The sequence below is a fragment of the Nonomuraea sp. ZG12 genome, from assembly GCF_052068115.1.
In the GTDB taxonomy this organism is placed as follows: Bacteria; Actinomycetota; Actinomycetes; order Streptosporangiales; family Streptosporangiaceae; genus Nonomuraea.
The window spans coordinates 15,618-33,992 of record NZ_JBQHCW010000013.1 but is presented as its reverse complement, the minus strand read 5'-3'; the positions used below and the strand labels follow the sequence as shown (position 1 = coordinate 33,992).

General features: G+C 70.9%; 14 protein-coding genes. 9 read left to right on the top strand and 5 right to left on the bottom strand.

Features of this window, described 5'->3' with window-relative positions; all coding sequences use genetic code 11:
- Positions 1-61: 61 nt before the first annotated feature.
- Genes ACTMTF_RS29750 through ACTMTF_RS29740 form a run of 3 tightly spaced genes read right to left on the bottom strand, consistent with a single transcriptional unit; the run spans position 62 to position 3,117 of the window.
- Complete coding sequence (locus tag ACTMTF_RS29750) at positions 62-1,585, bottom strand: tripartite tricarboxylate transporter permease (RefSeq protein WP_441113635.1); 1,524 nt, start codon at positions 1,583-1,585, stop codon at positions 62-64.
- On the bottom strand, positions 1,586-2,149 hold the full coding sequence (locus ACTMTF_RS29745; protein WP_441113634.1) for a tripartite tricarboxylate transporter TctB family protein: 564 nt from the start codon (positions 2,147-2,149) through the stop codon (positions 1,586-1,588).
- Entirely contained in the window at positions 2,149-3,117 is a 969-nt protein-coding gene (locus ACTMTF_RS29740; protein ID WP_441113633.1) for a Bug family tripartite tricarboxylate transporter substrate binding protein, read from the bottom strand. The genes ACTMTF_RS29745 and ACTMTF_RS29740 overlap by 1 nt, the downstream gene beginning before the upstream one ends.
- 138 nt (positions 3,118-3,255) lie before the next feature.
- Between ACTMTF_RS29740 and ACTMTF_RS29735 the strand changes: the two genes are divergently transcribed.
- From ACTMTF_RS29735 to ACTMTF_RS29725, 3 genes are all read left to right on the top strand, one after another.
- Entirely contained in the window at positions 3,256-4,833 is a 1,578-nt protein-coding gene (locus tag ACTMTF_RS29735; RefSeq protein WP_441113632.1) for an ATP-binding protein, read from the top strand.
- Positions 4,830-5,510 carry a response regulator gene (locus tag ACTMTF_RS29730; protein WP_441113631.1) on the top strand — a complete coding sequence of 227 codons (681 nt, stop codon included), beginning with the start codon at positions 4,830-4,832 and terminating at the stop codon, positions 5,508-5,510. The genes ACTMTF_RS29735 and ACTMTF_RS29730 overlap by 4 nt, the downstream gene beginning before the upstream one ends.
- A gap of 92 nt (positions 5,511-5,602) precedes the next feature.
- Complete coding sequence (locus tag ACTMTF_RS29725) at positions 5,603-7,606, top strand: VanW family protein (protein WP_441113630.1); 2,004 nt, start codon at positions 5,603-5,605, stop codon at positions 7,604-7,606.
- Between the two features lie 3 nt (positions 7,607-7,609).
- Here the strand turns inward: ACTMTF_RS29725 and ACTMTF_RS29720 are convergent, their stop codons facing one another.
- On the bottom strand, positions 7,610-8,656 hold the full coding sequence (locus tag ACTMTF_RS29720) for a PQQ-dependent sugar dehydrogenase (RefSeq protein WP_441113629.1): 1,047 nt from the start codon (positions 8,654-8,656) through the stop codon (positions 7,610-7,612).
- Between the two features lie 38 nt (positions 8,657-8,694).
- On the opposite strand from ACTMTF_RS29720, the gene ACTMTF_RS29715 reads away from it, so the two are divergent.
- The 6 genes from ACTMTF_RS29715 (at position 8,695) to ACTMTF_RS29690 (ending at position 16,790) form a co-directional block, all read left to right on the top strand.
- Positions 8,695-9,603 (top strand): 2-hydroxyacid dehydrogenase, encoded by a 909-nt coding sequence (locus ACTMTF_RS29715; RefSeq protein ID WP_441113628.1) that lies wholly within the window; start codon positions 8,695-8,697, stop codon positions 9,601-9,603.
- Between the two features lie 237 nt (positions 9,604-9,840).
- Positions 9,841-12,477: a putative bifunctional diguanylate cyclase/phosphodiesterase gene (locus ACTMTF_RS29710; RefSeq protein WP_441113627.1), complete on the top strand. Its 2,637-nt coding sequence runs from the start codon at positions 9,841-9,843 to the stop codon at positions 12,475-12,477.
- A gap of 203 nt (positions 12,478-12,680) precedes the next feature.
- Positions 12,681-14,417 (top strand): acetolactate synthase large subunit, encoded by a 1,737-nt coding sequence (locus ACTMTF_RS29705; RefSeq protein ID WP_441113626.1) that lies wholly within the window; start codon positions 12,681-12,683, stop codon positions 14,415-14,417.
- Positions 14,414-14,938, top strand: coding sequence for an acetolactate synthase small subunit (gene ilvN, locus ACTMTF_RS29700; RefSeq protein WP_397005031.1), 525 nt, complete (start codon positions 14,414-14,416; stop codon positions 14,936-14,938). Before ACTMTF_RS29705 ends, ilvN begins: the two co-directional genes overlap by 4 nt.
- A 22-nt stretch (positions 14,939-14,960) precedes the next feature.
- The gene (gene ilvC / locus ACTMTF_RS29695) at positions 14,961-15,944 is read left to right on the top strand and encodes a ketol-acid reductoisomerase (RefSeq protein ID WP_441113787.1); all 984 of its coding nucleotides are present in this window, start codon (positions 14,961-14,963) and stop codon (positions 15,942-15,944) included.
- Between the two features lie 558 nt (positions 15,945-16,502).
- Positions 16,503-16,790: a hypothetical protein gene (locus ACTMTF_RS29690; protein ID WP_441113625.1), complete on the top strand. Its 288-nt coding sequence runs from the start codon at positions 16,503-16,505 to the stop codon at positions 16,788-16,790.
- 176 nt (positions 16,791-16,966) lie between these two features.
- On the opposite strand, the gene ACTMTF_RS29685 is transcribed toward ACTMTF_RS29690, so the two are convergent.
- Positions 16,967-18,160, bottom strand: coding sequence for an amidohydrolase family protein (locus ACTMTF_RS29685; RefSeq protein WP_441113624.1), 1,194 nt, complete (start codon positions 18,158-18,160; stop codon positions 16,967-16,969).
- Positions 18,161-18,375: the final 215 nt, after the last annotated feature.

Here is an 18,375-nt window from a genome sequence, read left to right as displayed (position 1 = left end):
GCGTGAACAGACCTGAGGGGTGCGTGAACGGTCCGAGGGGGCGGAGGCCGCCCCCTCGGGGTCAGTCCTCCCGGGAGAGGGGCAGTGACGGCCCGCCGGTCCGCCGGGTCAGCGCCTTCCTGAACAGCGGCGTCAGCAGTGCCAGCGCCGACAGCACCAGCAGGGTCACCGCGATCGGGCTGCGCACCAGTACGCCGACGTCGCCCGCCCCGATGGCCAGGGCGCGCCGGAGCTGGATCTCCGCCATCGGCCCCAGGATCATCCCGATCACCGCCGGCGCGACCGGCAGCCCGAACCGGCGCATCGCGAACCCGAGCACGCCGAGCAGGTACAGCACCACCAGGTCCACCGCGCTGGCGTTGAGCGCGTAGACGCCCAGCGCCGCGAACATCACGATCCCGGCGTACAGGTACGGCCGGGGGATGCGCAGCAGTTTCGCCCACACCGGGGCAAGGGGCAGGTTCAGTACGAGCAGCATCGTGTTGCCGATGAACAGCGACGCGATCATGCCCCACACCAGAGCCGGGTTGTGGTCGAAGAGCTGCGGTCCCGGCTGCAGGCCGTACTGCTGGAAGGCGGCGAGCATGATCGCGGCCGTCGCCGACGTCGGCAGGCCCAGGGTGAGCAGGGGGACGAGGGTGCCGGCGGCCGAGGCGTTGTTGGCCGCCTCGGGCCCCGCCACGCCCTCGATGGCGCCCCTGCCGTACTCTTCGCGGGCCACGCCGCGCGCGAGGCGCTTCTCGGCGGCGTACGACAGGAACGTGGGGATCTCCGCGCCGCCGCCGGGCAGGGCGCCGAACGGGAAGCCCAGCGCGGTGCCGCGCAGCCACGGCCGCCACGAGCGGCCCCAGTCGGCGCGGCCCATCCAGGCCCGGCCCACGGGCACCACCTCGGGCGGCGCGTGGCGTAGCCGGGAGGCCACGTACAGCGCCTCGCCCACCGCGAACAGCCCCACCGCGACGATCACCACGTCGATGCCGTCGAGCAGCTGGTCGATGCCGAGCGTGAGCCGGGCCTGCCCGGTCTGCTGGTCGATGCCCACCAGCCCGATCATCAGGCCCAGCCCGAGCGAGGCCAGGCCGCGCACCACCGAGCGCGACAGCACCGACGACACCGCGGTGAACGCCAGGATCGCCAGCGCGAAGTAGTCCTCCGGCCCGAACGAGATGGCGAAGCTCACCACGGCCGGCGCGGCGAACACCAGCAGCGCGGTGGCGAGCGTGCCCGCCACGAACGAGCCGATGGCCGCCGTGGCCAGCGCCTGCGCGGCCCGCCCGCGCCGGGCCATCTTGTTGCCCTCCAGCGCAGTGATCATCGAGGACGACTCGCCGGGCGTGTTGAGCAGGATGGAGGTGGTCGAGCCGCCGTACATGCCGCCGTAGTAGATGCCCGCGAACATGATGAACGCGCTGGCCGGCGGCACGGTGAAGGTGATCGGCAGCAGCAGCGCCACGGTCATCGCCGGCCCGATGCCGGGCAGGACGCCGACCAGGGTGCCGAGTGTGACGCCGACGAGGGCGTACAGCAGGTTGACCGGGGTGAGCGCCGAGGCGAACCCGTCGAGCAGCAGTTGCAGCGACTCCACCTAGATCACCCCCTGCAGCAGCCCGCCGGGCAGCGTGACGCCCAGCCCCTTGACGAACAGCAGGTACGTCGAGACGCCCAGGACCACCGCGATCCCCGCCGCGCGCAGTTTGTGCTCGGCGCCGAGCACCGCCGCCACTCCGAAGAACAGCAGGCTCGCCGCGATGATCCAGCCGAGCACGTCCAGTACGGCGACGAAGGCCAGGAAGACGCCGCTCACCAGGCCGACGCTGCGCCAGTCCGAAGGCGCGTCGACGTCCACGTCCTCGCTCTCCTCAGGATCGCCCCGCCCGCCGCGCAGCACGTCGGCCACGTAGAACAGGCCCACGACGATCATGGAGCCGCCCACCAGCATCGGGAAGAACCGGGGGCCCAGCCCGAGCTGGGAGGCCGCCGTGGACACGTCCAGCGTGCCGAGCATGACGAAGGCGCCCAGGCCCAGCACGACCAGCGCCAGGCCGAGCTCGGGACGCCACCGCCGCCGCTTGCCGTCCGGCTGGACCTCGTCCGGCGCGATCCCGTCCGGCGCGGCCCCGTCCGGTGCGACCTCGTCCGGTGCCGGCATCAGGAGACGAGCCCCATCTCGGCGATGATGGCCTTGACCCGGGTCTCCTCGGACTTCAGGTAGCCGGCGAACTCCTGACCGGCCATGAAGGAGTCGATCCAGCCGTTCTTGGCCACCGCGTCCTTCCACGGCTGCGAGTCGTGCATCTTGGTCACCAGGTCGATCAGCGCCTTGTGGTCGGCGTCGCTGAGGCCGGCCGGGGCCACGAAGCCGCGCCAGTTGGCCAGCTCCACGTCCATGCCGCCCTCCTTCAGCGTGGGCGCGTCCAGGTCGGGCAGCCGCTCGGCGGAGGTGACCCCGAGCGCGCGGAGCTTGCCGGACTTGACGTGCTCGGCGAACTCGCCGACGCCCGAGATGCCGATGGTGACGTTGTTGCCGAGCAGCGCGTTGAGCGCCTCACCGCCGCCGGAGTGCGCGATGTAGTTGACCTGCTTCGGGTCCACGCCCGCGGCCTTGGCCATCAGGCCGGCCACGATGTGGTCGGTGCCGCCCGCCGAGCCGCCCGCGACGGAGACCTTGGCCGGGTCCGCCTTCCAGGCGGCGGTCAGGTCCGCCAGCGACTTCAGCGGCGAGTCGGCCGGGACCACGATGATCTCGTACTCCTCGGTCAGTTTGGCGATCGGCGTCGTCTCGGCCAGCGTGACCTTCGACTTGTTCTGCTCGATCGCGCCGACCATGACCAGGCCCATGGTCATCAGCAGGTTGCCGTTGCCCTTCTCGCCGGCGAGCTGGGCCAGCCCGATCGTGCCACCGGCGCCGGGCACGTTGAAGACCTCGACCTGGCGGTCGGGAGCGGCGGCCTTGATCGCCTGCTCGGCCACGCGGGAGGTCTGGTCCCAGCCGCCGCCGGGAGCGGCGGGAGCCATGATCCGCAGCGCGCTGGTGCCGCCGCCGGACCCGGTGTCGCCGCAGCCGGTGAGCACGGTGACGGAGAGCGCCGCGAGTGCGGCGAGTATGCGCAGACGCATGATCACTCCAAGGGTGGGGGGTTTCACATGATGAGAACTGGATGGTGATGTCCCCCTACCCTCACGGTCGAGTCTTTGTGGGTAGCCGTCGTAGTGGTCGTATTGGTCGCAATCCCCCCGTGACCTGGGAGTGTTTCCATGTGTCCCGTGAGACGGGTACGTGACCCCTCCCTGGGCACCCAGTTGTTCGTGCTCCAGATGGCGATCGTGCTGCTCGCTGTCGGCAGCACGGCCGGCGTGTGGGCCCAGCACACTCGCGCCCAGCTCGACTCCCTCTACCAGCAGCGCGCCCTGGCGATCGCGCAGTCCGTGGCGGGCCTGCCGGAGGTGCGCGAGGCGTTCGAGCTGCAGCGGCCCGAGGTGGTGCTGCAGCCGCTCGCCCTCAGCGTCCAGCAGACCACCGGCGCCGACTACGTGGTGATCGCCAACGACGACCAGATCCGCTACGCCCATCCCAACGCCTCGCTGATCCGCAAACGGCTGTCCACCGACGGCACCTACGTGCTGACCACCGGCAGGAGCTGGGTCGGCACCGAGAAGGGCACGATCGGCATCACGGTCCGGGGCAAGACCCCGGTCCTCGACGAGTACGGCACCGTCATCGGCCTGGTCTCGGTCGGCGTCCTGGAGACCACGGTCGTCGACGCGGTCGCCGGCGCGCTGCCGCCGCTGCTGTGGACCGCGCCTGCCGTGCTCATCGCCGGGCTGGCCGCCGCCGCGCTGATCACCGCGCGGGTGCGCAGGCAGACGTTCGGGCTGGAGCCGCGCGACATCGCCGCGCTGCTGGAGCAGCGCGAGGGTGTGCTGCACGGCGTCAAGGAGGGGGTGCTGGCGCTCGACCTCGACGGCAGGGTGACGCTGGTCAACGACGCCGCCCGCGAGCTGCTGGGCGACGTCGGCGACGACCTGACGCAGATGGCGGTCTCCGACCGGATGCGCGACGTGCTGGGTGGTGCCGATCCGGGCGAGGACCGGATCGTGCTGCACCGCGACCGGGTGCTGGTGCTCAACCGCACGCCGGTCTCCGTACGCGGCCAGCACCGCGGCTGGGTGATCACCCTGCGCGACCGCACCGAGCTGGTACGCCTGGCGCGCGAGCTGGACGACACCAGCAGCGCCACCGGGGCGTTGAGAGCCCAGGCGCACGAGTTCGCCAACCGCATGCACACGGTCGTCGGGCTGCTGGAGATGGGCGAGCACGAGGCGGCGATCAACTTCATCACCAGCACCACCCGCGGCACCTACGCCAGCGACCTGCACGAACGGGTACGCGACCCCACGCTCGCCGCCCTGCTGCTGGCCAAGTCGGCCGAGGCGGCCGAGCGTGGCGCCCGGCTGGTGCTGGCCGAGGACTCCGCCGTGCCCGAGGGCGTGCTCGGCGACCCACAGGACGCCGTCCTGGTCGTCGGCAACCTGGTGGCCAACGCGATCGACGCGCTCGACGGCAGGGGCGGCACCATCGAGGTGTCCGTCGCGGCCGACGAGCAGGGGTTGCGGGTCCGGGTCGGCGACTCCGGGCCGGGGATCACGCCCGAGCTGGTCGAGGAGGTCTTCAGGGAGGGCTTCACGACCAAGGCCGCGCGCTCCGGCACCCGCGGCCTCGGCCTGGCGCTCACGAGGCAGGCGTGCCTGCGCAGGGGCGGCTGGGTGAGGGTCCGCAACTCGGGCGGCGCCGTCTTCACGGCCCTGCTGCCGGCGGCGGAGGTGACGGTGTGAACGGTCAGAGCGGCGTGAACGGCATCCGTGTGCTCGTCGTGGACGACGACTTCATGGTGGCCCGCATCCACGGCGGCTACGTCTCGCGGGTGCCCGGTTTCCAGGTCGTCGCCACCGCGCACCACGGGGCCGGCGCGATCGAGGCGGTGACCGAGCACCGGCCCGACCTGGTGCTGCTCGACATCTACCTGCCCGACATGTCGGGACTGGACGTGCTCAAGGCGCTGACCGGCGTGGACGTGCTGATGATCAGCGCGGCCCGCGACGTGCCCACGGTCAGGGAGGCGATGCGCGGCGGCGCGGTCAACTATCTCATCAAGCCCTTCACCGCCGCCGCCCTGACGGAGCGGCTGCAGCAGTACGCCCGGACCCGCCGGACGTTCACCGCCATCGGGCCCGAGGCCCGCCAGGACGATGTGGACCGGCTCTTCGGCACGCCGACGACCACCTCGCCGCTGCCCAAGGGGCTGTCGGCGGCGACGTGCGCGCTGGTCGCCCAGACACTGCGCGAGGCGGGACGCGACCTGTCAGCCGCCGAGACGGCCCAGCTCGCGGGCCTGTCGCGGGTCAGCGCCCGGCGCTATCTGGAGTACCTCTGCGCCGACGGCAGGGCCGAGCTGCGCCCGCGCTACGGATCGGCCGGGCGCCCAGAACACCGATATCGATGGCTAGGCTGACACACTTCCGTAGTCTTTTCCCGTGACATATGTGGACCTGCGTGCCTTACTGTTGCCTGAGACTTGGCTGCGGAGCGGGAGGAGATTGAGGCGTGCGTAACGCCGGACCGATCGAATCACCGACCGACCCGTTCAGTTCGGTGCCCCTGCCCAGTCGTGGCACGTCCAAGAAGCCCAAGATCGAGGGCCTGCCACCAGGCGTGTCCCGCGACATCTTCGGCCCGCAGGGCCAGCAGCAGGAGACCCGCCGTCCCGCCGGCGCCGCCCCGGCCGCGCCGAACGGTGGCGCGCTGCCCCCGGCCGCGCCGCCGTCGCAGCCCTGGCCGGTGAACGGACATCCGCAGGAGCCGGGTTCCGCCCAGGCTCCCGCGTTCGGCGGGGCCCGGCCCGGCCCGGCCCTGATCGACCCGGATCCGCCCCGCCGCCGTCGTCTGCTGCCGGGCGTCGCCGTGCTTCTGATGATCGTCCTCGCCATGGCCTACCTGGTGCCCGCGGTGCTCATGTCGGGCTCGGTCCTGCGTGGCACCCGCGTCGGCGGCGTCGACATCGGCGGCCTGACCGTGACCCAGGCGGCCGAGAAGCTCCGCACCGAGCTCGCCGCCAAGCTCAACAAGCCCGTCGTGGTCGACATCGGCGCGCGCAAGGACACCATCCAGCCCGACGAGGCCGGCCTCCAGCTCGACGTGGTGACCACGATCGGCGAGGCCCCCAGCGGCTTCCCCACCCCCGTCGAGGTGTGGCGGGCGCTGACCGGCACGACCGAGATCGAGCCCAGGGTGACCGTCGACGCCTCCCAGCTCGCCAGGACGGTGGACGCCCTGGCCGAGACCGTCGACAAGCCCCCGCACGACGGGCGCGTGGCGTTCAAGGGCCTGCGCCCGGTCGCCACCCCGCCACGCGACGGCGAGCTCCTCGACCGGGCGAAAGCGGTCGTCGTGATCAGCGATGCGTTCCTGCGCGGCAGCGGCACCGCCGTGCTCTCGCTCGATCCCGCCCAGCCGACGACCACCCCCGAGGCCATCACCAAGGCCGAGGCGCAGGCCAAGAGGGCCGTGGCGGCACCGATCACGTTGACGCTCGGCGACAGGCAGGCGCAGCTCACCCCGGAGACGATCGCGGCCAACCTCACCTTCGCCACCGACGGCGAGGGCGCCCTGATCCCGCAGTTCGACGCCGAGAAAGCGCTCACCGGGGTGGAGAGCAGCCTGGTGGACGCGGCCCAGGTGCCGCGCGACGCGACGTACGACGTCGTGAACGGCAAGCTCGTGCTGGTGCCCTCGCGCCAGGGCAGAGGCGTCAACGCCAAGCTGCTCGCCCGCGACGTCGCCAAGCTGGTGCGCGGCGGCGGCGAGCGCGTCATCCCCGTCAGGCTCTCCGCCGCACCCCCCTCGGTCACCACCGACCAGGTGACCGGGCTCGGCATCAAGGAGAACGTGGCCTCGTTCACCTCGACCTTCGAGTGCTGCCTGCCTCGGGTGACCAACATCCGGCAGATGGCGGCCGACATCGACGGGAAGCTCGTGAAGCCCGGCGAGACGTTCTCGCTCAACGACGTGGTGGGGGAGCCCACCACCGAGGGCGGCTACGTGCAGGCCCCGCAGACCGTCGGCGGCAGGGTCCTCACCGTCACGGGCGGCGGCGCCTCGCAGCTCGCCACCACCCTCTACAACGCGGCCTTCTTCGGTGGGTTCGAGGACGTCGAGCGCACACCGATGGACTACCACTCCGCGCGCTACCCGGCGGGCCGCGACGCCTCGCTGCTCTACCCGAACCTGGACCTGAAGTGGCGCAACGACTCCGAACACGGAGTGCTGATCAAGGCCGCGTCCACCGCCACGACCGTCACGGTCGCGCTGTGGAGCACCAAGCGCTATGACAAGGTCGAGGCCGTGGAGTCGGAGAAGCGGGACTTCACCCCGTTCCGCACCGAGACCAGCGACGCCGCCGACTGCCGGTCGGTCGTCGGCCAGCAGGGCTTCACGATCGACGTCACCCGGGTGTTCTTCAAGGGCGACGACGAGCTCAAGCGGGACCCGAAGGTGACCACGAAGTACCGGCCGCAGGCGCAGGTGACCTGCACCGCCGCCGCGGGCTGAGCGCTACGACGGCGTGACGGCGAGGATCTTGTCGTCGCCGTCACGCTCGTCGCCCCGGCCGTCCTTGTTGCTGGTGCCCACCCACAGGCCGCCGTCAAGGGCGGTGGTCACCGCGCGGAGCCTGCCGTACGTGCCGGAGAAGTGCGCGACCGGCGTGCCGGGCGCGCCGTCGGCCGCCAGCGGGATCTGCCACAGGCGCTCGCCGCGCAACGCGCCCATCCACAGGGAGCCGCCGGCGTAGGCCAGGCCGGACGGTGAGGCCTCGGCGGTGTCCCAGGTGACGATCGGGTCGGTGAAGGCGGGATCGTCGCCACGGCCCTCGACCTCCGGCCAGCCGTAGTTGGCGCCCGGCTCGATCAGGTTGAGCTCGTCGAAGGTGTTGGCGCCGAACTCCGAGGCGTACAGCCGGCCCGAGCCGTCCCAGGCCAGGCCCTGCACGTTGCGGTGGCCGAGGCTGTAGACGAGCGTGCCGAACGGGTTGCCCGGAGCGGGGTCGCCGTCGGCCGTCATGCGCAGGATCTTGCCGGCCAGGGAGTCACGCCGCTGGGAGAGGTCCCGGTCGCCGGTCTCCCCGGTGCTGGCGTACAGGTGGCCGTCGGGCCCGAACGCCAGCCTGCCCCCGTTGTGGATGCTGCCCTTGGGGATGCCCTCCACGATGACCCGCGGCTGCGACAGGGTGTCGCCGCCGAGGTGGTAGCGGACGATCCTGTTGTCGGAGGCGGCGGTGTAGTAGACGAACACCTGCTCGTCCTTGACCGCCACGCCCATCAGACCGCCCTCGCCGTCGGGGACGACACCGTCGATCGTGCCCAGCGCGGTGACCTGCCCGTTCTGGCCGACTCGCAGCAGCCTGGCCGTGTCGCGCTCGGTCACCAGCGCGTCGCCACCCGGCAGGAAGGCGATCGCCCACGGCACGGCCAGGTCACGCGCCACGACCCTCGGCTCGCCCGGCGGAGCGGCGGACACCGACGCCGTCGGCGAGGCGTCCCCTCCGGCACTGGAGCAGGCCGTCAGCACCGCCATCAACATGATCGTCCATAGCTTCCTCATGTGTTCCATACTCGCCCCAGGGCCATAAAGTTTCCTGCATGGAAACCTGGGTCCCGTCCGGCGCGGTCGCCGAAGCCCTGTCCGCCCTGCCCGGTGTGCATTGCTCCGTCTATGACGGCACGGGGTCGGAGCCCGGCGGGATCGAGGACGTCGAGGTGTGGATCCCGCCGCTGATCCCGGTACCCGACGTGCCGGGGACACTGGCCAGGATGCGCTCGCTGCGCCTGCTGCAGACCGTCACCGCGGGCGTGGAGGCCTACCGGCCGCACCTGCCCGAGGGCGCGGTGCTCTGCAACGCGCGCGGCGTGCACGACGCCGGCACCGCCGAGTGGGCCGTCGGCGCGATGATCGCGGTGATCCGGGAGTTCCCCGGCTTCACCGACGCCCAGCGCAGGGGCGAGTGGACCTACCACCACACCGGCGCGCTGGCCGACTCCACCGTGCTGATCGTCGGCTACGGCTCCATCGGCGCGGCGCTCGAAAGGCGGCTCGACGGCTTCGAGGTCGAGGTCGTGCGGGTGGCCAGGCGGGCCCGCGACGGGGTGCACGGCATGGCTGAGCTTCCCGCGTTGCTGCCCGCCGCCGACGTCGTGGTGCTGCTCGTGCCCGCCACCGAGGCGACCGCCGGCATGGTGGACGCCGCGTTCCTGGCCCGGATGAAGGACGGCGCCGTGCTCGTCAACGCCGCCAGGGGCGGGGTCGTCGACACCGATGCCCTGGTCGCCGAGCTCAAGGACGGTAGGCTGCGGGCGGCACTCGACGTGACCGCGCCCGAGCCGCTGCCCGAGGGCCACCCCCTCTGGAGCGCCCCCGGCGTGCTGATCACGCCGCACGTCGCGGGCAGCACCCCTGCCTCGACGCGTCGCATGCTGCGGCTCATGCGCTCGCAAATGGCACGCCACCTCGCCGGTGAGCCGCTCGACAACGTCATCACCGAAGCGTATTGAGAGGAATCCGGACCGTGGCTGGTCCGTGACCTTAAGTGCGTACGGTGGCGTCTAAGCAGGATTTCCTGACTGCCTGTCAAGGAATTCCTGGCGGCAATGGGTCGGTGTGGTTATCAGATCGGTGACGACATCGGCATTGTCACCACCCGCGCACCCACGACCGCACACACTGGCGATGTGCGCCGCCGGGCTTCGGCGGTCACGGGAGCAGGGTTCGAGACGGGATGGGCAACGACTGTGATCCGCTGGCGTGATCCACGGGCACCGCTGACCGCTGCGGTGGCGATCGGTGCGGCGGGTTTCGCGGCTGCGCTCCTTGTGGGCGGCCCGGCCCTCCTCACCGGCTCCGTCGCCGGATTCCTCGCGGCCCTGCTGGCCGCCGCCTCCCTGCTGATCGCCTCGATCCAGCCGGTCGAGCATCGGACCATGGCGATGGGCACGCGCTGGATGGGCGGTGGCGCGGCCGTCTGGGCGGTGGGCATGGCGGTGCGCCCGTTCGCCGTGAGCTCCAGCTTCATGTCCAGCTTCGCCGACCTCCTCGTGCTGCTCGGCACGGTGCTGACGGGCGGCGGCGCGCTGATCGCCGCCGGTCGCAAGCTGCCCGCGATGGCGGTGTTACGGCATCTCGCCGGCTCCTACCTCTGCGCCGCCTCGCTGTTCCTGATCGCCTGGGTGGCCGTGCTGCGGCACGTCTACGACGAGACCGCCGACCCCGCGCTGTTCACCTTCGCGCTGCTGCCGCCGATGCTCGCGCTGGTGGTGACCTGCGCGGTCATCCCGTCCGTGGTCACCGGCAGGTCCGCCGCCTGGCCGCTCGGCATGGCGGGCGTCGCCGTGCTCGCCACCACGACGGTGGCCGGCATGGCCAGCGCCATGGCCCGGCTCGACGGCGGCCCGCCGCCGGCCTGGAGTCTCACGCTCGCGCCGCTGGCGTTCCTGCTCCTGGCCGCCATCCCGTGGACGCGCCCGCGCGAGATGCCGGCCGTTCCGCTCGTCGGCGCCCTGATCTCGCTGGTCCCGTCGGTGCTGGTCGCCGTGGCGACCTGCACCATGCTCGTCCACCTGGCGAGCGGCACCCGCCAGCAGCCCGTCACCGGCGTGGTGGTGGTCGCCGCCTCCGTGGTCCTGCTCCTGCTGCTGCGCGTGTTCGTGCTGTCGGGGGCCAACCTCCGGCTGCGCACGCTGGTCTCGCTCGGCGACAAGCAGCTCAGGGACCTCGCCGAGAGCACCGGCGACGTGGTGCTGATCTGCGACTACGACGGCAAGGTGCACGAGATCGGCGCGGGGGTCGAGGCCACCTACGGCTACCACCCCGACGAGCTGGTCGGCGGATCGATCTTCGACTACATCCACCCCGAGGACGTGCCGCAGATCAAGTCCTCGCTGCTCGCGATGGGCCTGGACGACGACGAGAGCGCCGACTCCGGCGCCTGCATGATCGCCTGCCGGGTGCGCGGCGCGGACGGCACCTGGCGGCCCACCGAGTCCGTCGCCACCCGCCATGCGAGCGGTGAGGACCAGCTGCTGGTCACCACCAGGGACGTGAGCGACGAGGAGGCGCTGCGCAACCAGGTGGCCCACCTCACCTTCCACGACGGCGTGACCGGCCTGCCCAACCGCTCCTACTTCGAGGAGCGCACCCGCGAGGTGCTCACCGGGCACGGCTCGGGGCACAGCACCGGCCATGTGGCCGTGATCTTCCTGGACCTCGACGGATTCACCTCCGTCAACGACTCCGTCGGCCACGCCAGCGGCGACTACCTCCTCGGCCAGGCCGCGCGCAGGCTGCGCGGGGCCGTGCGTCCCGACGACACGCTGGCCCGGTGGGGTGGCGACGAGTTCGCGGTGCTGGTGGAGACGGGGGGCGAGGCGCAGCACGCCGTCGACCTGGCCGAGCGGCTGGTGCGGGCGGTCTCGCAGGAGCCGTTCCGGGTGGCCGACCGCGACGTGGCGCTCACCGCGAGCGTGGGCGTGGCCTTCGCCGAGGACGAGCTGCCCGCCGGCGACCTCATCCGCAACGCCGACGTGGCCATGGCGCGCGCCAAGGAGCTGGGCGGCCGCCGGGTCGAGGTGTTCGCCGCGCAGATGCACGCCGACGTGGTGCGCAGGCTGGAGCTGGCCGCCGACCTGCAGCGGGCGCTCATCGAGCAGCAGTTCGCCATCGAGTATCAGCCGGTGGTGGACCTGGCGACCTCCCGGGTGACCGCCGTCGAGGCACTCGTGCGCTGGTGGCGCGGCTCGGTGTTCGTGCCGCCCGACCAGTTCCTCGGCCCGGCCGAGGACACCGGCCTCATCGTGCCGCTGGGCGAGTGGATCCTGCGCGAGTCCTGCCGTGAGGTGGCCGCCTGGCGCGCCTCCTCCTGGGACATCGGGCTGTCGCTCAACCTGTCGGCGCGCCAGATCACCGCGCCGAGGTTCGTCGAGACCGTCGAGGAGGCGCTGGAGGAGAGCGGCCTGCCCGCCTCCGCGCTCACCCTTGAGGTCATCGAGGAGATGCTCGTCGAGGACGCCGAGGAGACGATCAAGCGCCTGTCGGAGCTGCGCGCCCTCGGCGTACGACTGGCCATCGACGACTTCGGCACCGGCTACGCCTCGCTGGCGTTCCTCCGGCAGCTGCCGGTCGACATGATCAAGATCGATCCGTCCTTCGTGTCGGGTCTCGGCCGGGACGATACGCTGACCCTGCTCACCCGCACCATCGTGCGGCTCGGCCACGACCTCGGGCTCGTCGTGGTGGCCGAGGGGATCGAGCGGCCCGAGCAGCTCGAACTGCTGCGGGAGATGGGCTGCACCAGAGGACAGGGTTTCCTGGTGGCCAGGCCCATGGCGGCCAGGGGCGTGGACTCGCTCATGCGGACGAGTCTCACCGTGTGAGACAAGTGTCCACTGAGTTGACACCTGGGCATTCGGAGCGGCTATGGTGTAAGGCATGCTTCGCAGTGAGATTCTCGTAGTACTTCGCCGGCGCGCAGGCCGTTAGCGAAGCACTTCGACCTGCGCGCCGCCCCAGTCCCACCGCCCGTGGGGAGGGGCATTTTTTATGTCCTTAAGTGAGTAGCCACGCAAGGAACGAGCCGATGACCGAACGGATGACAGGTGCACAGGCCCTGGTCAGGGCGCTGGAGCACGTGGGAGTCGACACCGTTTTCGGGATCCCGGGCGGCGCCATCCTGCCCGCCTACGATCCCCTTTACGACTCGGCCAAGGTCCGGCACGTGCTTGTACGCCACGAGCAGGGTGCGGGGCACGCGGCCGAGGGGTACGCCCAGGCGACCGGCCGGGTCGGGGTGTGCATGGCGACCAGTGGCCCCGGCGCCACCAACCTGGTCACCCCGATCGCCGACGCCTACATGGACTCGGTCCCGATGGTGGCGATCACCGGGCAGGTCGCCAGCACGGCCATCGGCACCGACGCCTTCCAGGAAGCCGACATCTCCGGCATCACCATGCCGATCACCAAGCACAACTTCCTGGTCATCGATCCTGACGACATCCCCCGCACGATCATGGAGGCGTTCCACATCGCCTCCACCGGCCGCCCCGGCCCGGTGCTCGTGGACATCGCCAAGGACGCGCTGCAGAAGGAGACCACGTTCGTCTGGCCGCCCACGATGCAGCTGCCGGGTTACCGGCCGGTGACCCGGCCGCACTCCAAGCAGATCCGCGAGGCGGCCAAGCTGATCGCCGAGGCCCGGCGCCCGGTGCTCTACGTCGGCGGCGGCGTGCACAAGGCGGGCGCCTCGGCGGACCTGCTGACGCTCGCGGAGCTGACCCAGATCCCGGTCGTCACCACGCTGATGGCGCGCGGCACCTTCCCCGACAGCCACCCCCAGCACATGGGCATGCCCGGCATGCACGGCTCGGTCTCCGCGGTCGGCGCGCTGCAGCAGTCGGACCTGCTCATCGGCCTGGGCGTCCGCTTCGACGACCGCGTCACCGGCCAGTTGTCCTCCTTCGCGCCGTACGCCAAGATCGTGCACGCGGACATCGACCCGGCGGAGATCTCCAAGAACCGCCACGCCGACGTGCCGATCGTGGGCGACTGCAAGGACGTCATCCGCGACCTGATCGGCGCCGTCGAGAGCTCCGGCCAGAAGGGCGACTACACCGACTGGTGGACCACTCTCAACGGCTACAAGGAGACCTACCCGCTGGGTTACGAGGAGTTCGCGGACGGCTCCCTGGCTCCGCAGTACGTCATGCAGCGGCTGAGCGCGATCGCCGGGCCGGACGCCTACTACGTGGCGGGGGTCGGCCAGCACCAGATGTGGGCCGCCCAGTTCATCCAGCACGAGCGGCCGGGCGCGTTCATCAACTCGGGCGGCGCCGGCACGATGGGCTTCGCCGTCCCCGCGGCGATGGGCGCCAAGATGGGGCAGCCCGACGCGGTCGTGTGGGCCGTCGACGGCGACGGCTGCTTCCAGATGACCAACCAGGAGCTCGCCACCTGCGCCCTGGAGGGGGTGCCGATCAAGATCGCCGTCATCAACAACGGTAATCTCGGCATGGTCCGTCAGTGGCAGACCCTCTTCTACGACAAGCGTTACTCCAACACGAACCTGCAGGCGACGCGCCGCATCCCGGACTTCGTCAAGCTCGCGGAGGCCTATGGTTGTGTTGGCCTGCGATGCGAGCGCCCCGAGGACGTGGACGCGACCATCAAGAAGGCCATGGAGATCAACGATGTGCCGGTCGTGGTCGACTTCGTCGTCCACCAGGACGCGATGGTCTGGCCCATGGTCCCGTCCGGGACGAGCAACGACAGCATTCAGATCGCCCGTGACATGGCGCCTAAGTGGGAGAACGAAGAATGAGCAGGCACACGCTCTCTGTGCTCGTGGAGAACAAGCCGGGTGTCCTGGCCCGGGTGTCGGCCCTCTTCAGCCGGCGGGGCTTCAACATCGACTCGCTGGCCGTCGGGCCCACCGAGCACGACGACATCTCCCGCATGACGATCGTGGTCAGCGTCGAGGAGCTTCCGCTCGAACAGGTCACCAAGCAGCTCAACAAGCTGGTGAACGTCCTCAAGATCGTCGAGCTGGACACCTCGCACGCCGTGCAACGGGAGCTCATGCTGATCAAGGTGAAGGCCGACGCCGACAACCGGTCGAGCGTGCTGGAGCTCGTGCAGCTCTTCCGCGCCCGCTGCATCGACGTGGCGGCCGACGCCGTGACCATCGAGGTCACCGGCACCACGGACAAGCTCGAGGCGTTCGTCAAGATCCTCGAGCCGTTCGGCATCAAGGAGCTCGTCCAGTCGGGCATGGTGGCCATCGGCCGCGGAGCCCGTTCCATCACTGACCGGTCCCTCAGGGCACTGGACCGTACCGCCTGAAAGGTTTCAGCAAGTGACCGAGATTTTCTACGACGACCAGGCCGACCTGTCGATCATCCAGGGACGTCGGGTGGCCGTGCTGGGGTACGGCAGCCAGGGCCACGCCCACGCGCTCTCCCTGCGTGACTCCGGCGTGGACGTGCGCGTCGGGCTGCCCGAGGGCTCCAAGAGCCGCGAGAAGGCCGAGAACGACGGCCTGCGCGTGCTCACGCCCGCCGAGGCGGTGAAGGAGGCCGACGTCACCATGATCCTGGCGCCGGACCACATCCAGCGCCACCTCTACGCCGAGCACGTCGCGCCCCACCTCAAGCAGGGCGACGCGCTGTTCTTCGGCCACGGCCTCAACATCCGCTACGGCCTCATCGAGGCCCCCGAGGGCGTCGACGTCTGCATGGTCGCCCCGAAGGGCCCCGGCCACCTCGTCCGCCGCCAGTTCGAGGCGGGCCGTGGCGTGCCGGTGCTGGTGGCCGTCGAGAAGGACGCCTCCGGCAAGGCTCTCGACCTCGCGCTGTCCTACGCCAAGGGCATCGGCGGCACCCGCGCCGGCGCGCTGAGGACGACCTTCACCGAGGAGACCGAGACCGACCTGTTCGGTGAGCAGGCCGTGCTGTGCGGTGGCGTCTCCGAGCTCATCAAGGCGGGCTTCGAGACCCTCATCGAGGCCGGCTACCAGCCGGAGGTCGCCTACTTCGAGTGCCTGCACGAGATGAAGCTCATCGTCGACCTCATGTACGAGGGCGGCATCTCGAAGATGTACTGGTCGGTGTCCGACACCGCCGAGTACGGCGGCTACACCCGCGGCCCGCGCGTCATCAACGACGAGACCCGTCAGGAGATGCGGCGCATCCTGGGCGAGATCCAGGACGGCACCTTCGCCCGGCAGTTGGTCGAGGAGTTCGACGGCGGCCAGAAGGAGTTCTCGAAGTACCGCAAGGACCTTGAGGAGAACCCGATCGAGAAGACGGGCGCCACGCTGCGCCCGATGATGAGCTGGCTCAAGGCGTAACACCGAGTCCGGCGGGCGGCGGCGCGGCGACGAACCCCGCCCGCCGCCCCGCCGTTCCCCCGCGCGGACGCCCCGCTGCGCAGACAGCGCAGGCGGCGTGATCGTCGTTCGCGCTACGGTCGCCTTTCCCCGCAGCGTGCCCCCGTCTTCCTTCCCGTGGCGCCCTGTCAGGCGAGCACCAGCGGTGCGAACGGCCGTTGGCCGGACTCCAGGGACGAGTGCCCGCCACCACGAGGATGCGCATAGCGTCGAATCTCCCGGGTTGCCCGCCCAGCATGCCCGATCTGTGTATTCATGCTCGGATTTCCACTGACATGCCCCAGTTTGAGGCAATGGCGAGCTTGCGCCATGGTCGCGAACAGGTAATGCGGGGCAAGAGCGCCTCCCAATCGGACGTAACTATGCGTCAAGCAGGGCGATCTTCGGCACTGCTTCCCCCATGTGGCCTGTCATCCCAGGTCAAGAGTGAAAATGCGCGAGTTTGTGGAAAGAAGGCGCAGGGCAGATCTTCTTCCGATAGCTACGGAGAGTAGTCGATCGGTAACAAGGAGACTCAGTATGTACAGAAAAGGGCTCATCCTCGCCGGGATCGTCGGTGGGATGGTCATGTTCGGCGGCTCCGCGCTAGCTGCGATGCCCACCACCGCCCACGCGGAGACGGCCTCATACGGCGACCCGGACGACCACAGAATCCTGATCTGCGGTGACGACGCCATCTGGACGCTCGGCGACGTCCACGTCAACAGAAGCAAGAACGGACTCGTCATCGATGTCGATGACACCCTGAACAACCTCCTCGGCCTCGGCAGCTCCTTCAGCAAGGACAAGAAGTGCGTGAGCAACTGAAGCTCGCCCTCAGCGGCTGCGACGCGTAAACTGGGGCCCGCCAGGAGGCGGGCCCCTCCGCGTTGCTCAGCCTCCGAGGTGTCGGCGGACCTGCGGCCGCTGGAGGACGATCCGGGACCGCCGACCGCGGCCAAGCCTCCCCGGCGGGACCGTACGACCCGTATCCGGCGCTCGGATCAGGGCAGGTCGCCTGCGGCGAGGTGACCCCGTGACACCACGGCGACGATGTTCGCCACGGACAGGTCCTCGATCCGCTCCCACGGGCGGCCGCGCAGCACGACGAAGTCCGCCCCGAGGCCGGGCGCGATGCGCCCCACCGGCATGCCGATGGCGTCGGCGGCGTCGGAGGTGGCCGCGCGCAGCGCCGCCTGGGCGTCCAGGCCCAGGACCTCGGCCATGTAGACGACCTCGGCGCACTGGTCGCCGAAGCGCACGTGGAAGCCGTTGGCGTCGGTTCCCAGCACGAACCGGACCCCCAGCCGCGCGGCCTCGGCGAACAGCCGGTCCCGCTCGGCCACCAGCTCGGCGGCCTTTTCCATGGCGTCCGGAGGCACCGGGACCCGGCCCTCCGCGATGACCCTGCTGATCAGCAAGGTCGGGGCCACCGGGGTGCGACGGTCGGCGAGGGTCTCGGCCAGGTCCGCGCTCATGAGCGTGCCGTGCTCGATGGAGTCGACGCCCTCCTCGACGGCGACGCGGATGCCGTCCTCGGAGTGGGCGTGCGCGGCGACGAGCATGCCGAGCGCGTGCGCCTCGTCGACGATGGCCCCGATCTCCGCGCGCGTGTGGTTGCGCCAGGCGTGGCGGTCGCCGATCGACAGCACGCCGCCGCTCGTGGTGATCTTGATCCCGTGGAGGCCCGCCCTGGCCCAGGTACGCACCAGCTTGCGGCACTCGTCGGGACCGTCGGCGGTCGGCTTGCGCAGCGGGTGCGCCGGCGGCACGAACAGGTCGCCGTGCCCGGCGGTCATCCCCACCATGCCGTGCACCCTGATCCGGGGGCCGGACAGCAGCCCGGCGTCGAAGGCCCGGGCCAGCGCCACCTGCGCCTCGTCGCCGGCCATGTCGCGCAGGGTCGTCACACCGTGCCGCAGGGCGCGCTGGGCGTGCGCGGCGCCGTGCAGCACCTGCTCCTCCCGGGTGGTGACCAGCGGCCAGGTGCTGAAGTCGGATCGGCCGTCGCCGGCGTCGCCGATCAGGTGGACGTGCGTGTCGACCAGGCCCGGGATGACGCAGAGGTCGTCGTGCCGCCGCTCGGCGGGCCGCAGGCCGGTGATCCGGTCGGGCTCCCAGGTGAGCTCGACCGGGCCGCGTGGTTCTGTGCCGTCCCAGAGTGGGATTCCGTCAAGTCTCAGATCGTTAAGCCTCATATCAAGGGACGACGCTACCGGACAGGCCCTTGACCTGCGTGGATATCCGGTCTCGCGCGGCGGGGGCGATGCGGGTCCGCTGGCGATCCGGTGCAAAGCATGCGGGCCCGGCCACGGTCCGTTGCGGGGGGATTCGCGGCCGGGCCCGCCGGAGGGGAGCGGCGCGGGCGTGCGGTGGGAACCGGCTCGGGTGGGGCCGGTGTGCCCGCGTGCTC

What these genes read in the sequence shown, in the direction of transcription:
- ACTMTF_RS29705 (WP_441113626.1), top strand. Translation starts at nt 12,681, where the DNA reads ATGACCGAACGGATGACAGGTGCACAGGCCCTGGTCAGGGCGCTGGAG.
- ACTMTF_RS29690 (WP_441113625.1), top strand. Translation starts at nt 16,503, where the DNA reads ATGTACAGAAAAGGGCTCATCCTCGCCGGGATCGTCGGTGGGATGGTC.
- ACTMTF_RS29720 (WP_441113629.1), bottom strand. Translation starts at nt 8,656, where the DNA reads ATGAGGAAGCTATGGACGATCATGTTGATGGCGGTGCTGACGGCCTGC.
- ACTMTF_RS29740 (WP_441113633.1), bottom strand. Translation starts at nt 3,117, where the DNA reads ATGCGTCTGCGCATACTCGCCGCACTCGCGGCGCTCTCCGTCACCGTG.
- ACTMTF_RS29715 (WP_441113628.1), top strand. Translation starts at nt 8,695, where the DNA reads ATGGAAACCTGGGTCCCGTCCGGCGCGGTCGCCGAAGCCCTGTCCGCC.
- ACTMTF_RS29735 (WP_441113632.1), top strand. Translation starts at nt 3,256, where the DNA reads ATGTGTCCCGTGAGACGGGTACGTGACCCCTCCCTGGGCACCCAGTTG.
- ACTMTF_RS29685 (WP_441113624.1), bottom strand. Translation starts at nt 18,160, where the DNA reads ATGAGGCTTAACGATCTGAGACTTGACGGAATCCCACTCTGGGACGGC.
- ilvN (WP_397005031.1), top strand. Translation starts at nt 14,414, where the DNA reads ATGAGCAGGCACACGCTCTCTGTGCTCGTGGAGAACAAGCCGGGTGTC.
- ACTMTF_RS29745 (WP_441113634.1), bottom strand. Translation starts at nt 2,149, where the DNA reads ATGCCGGCACCGGACGAGGTCGCACCGGACGGGGCCGCGCCGGACGGG.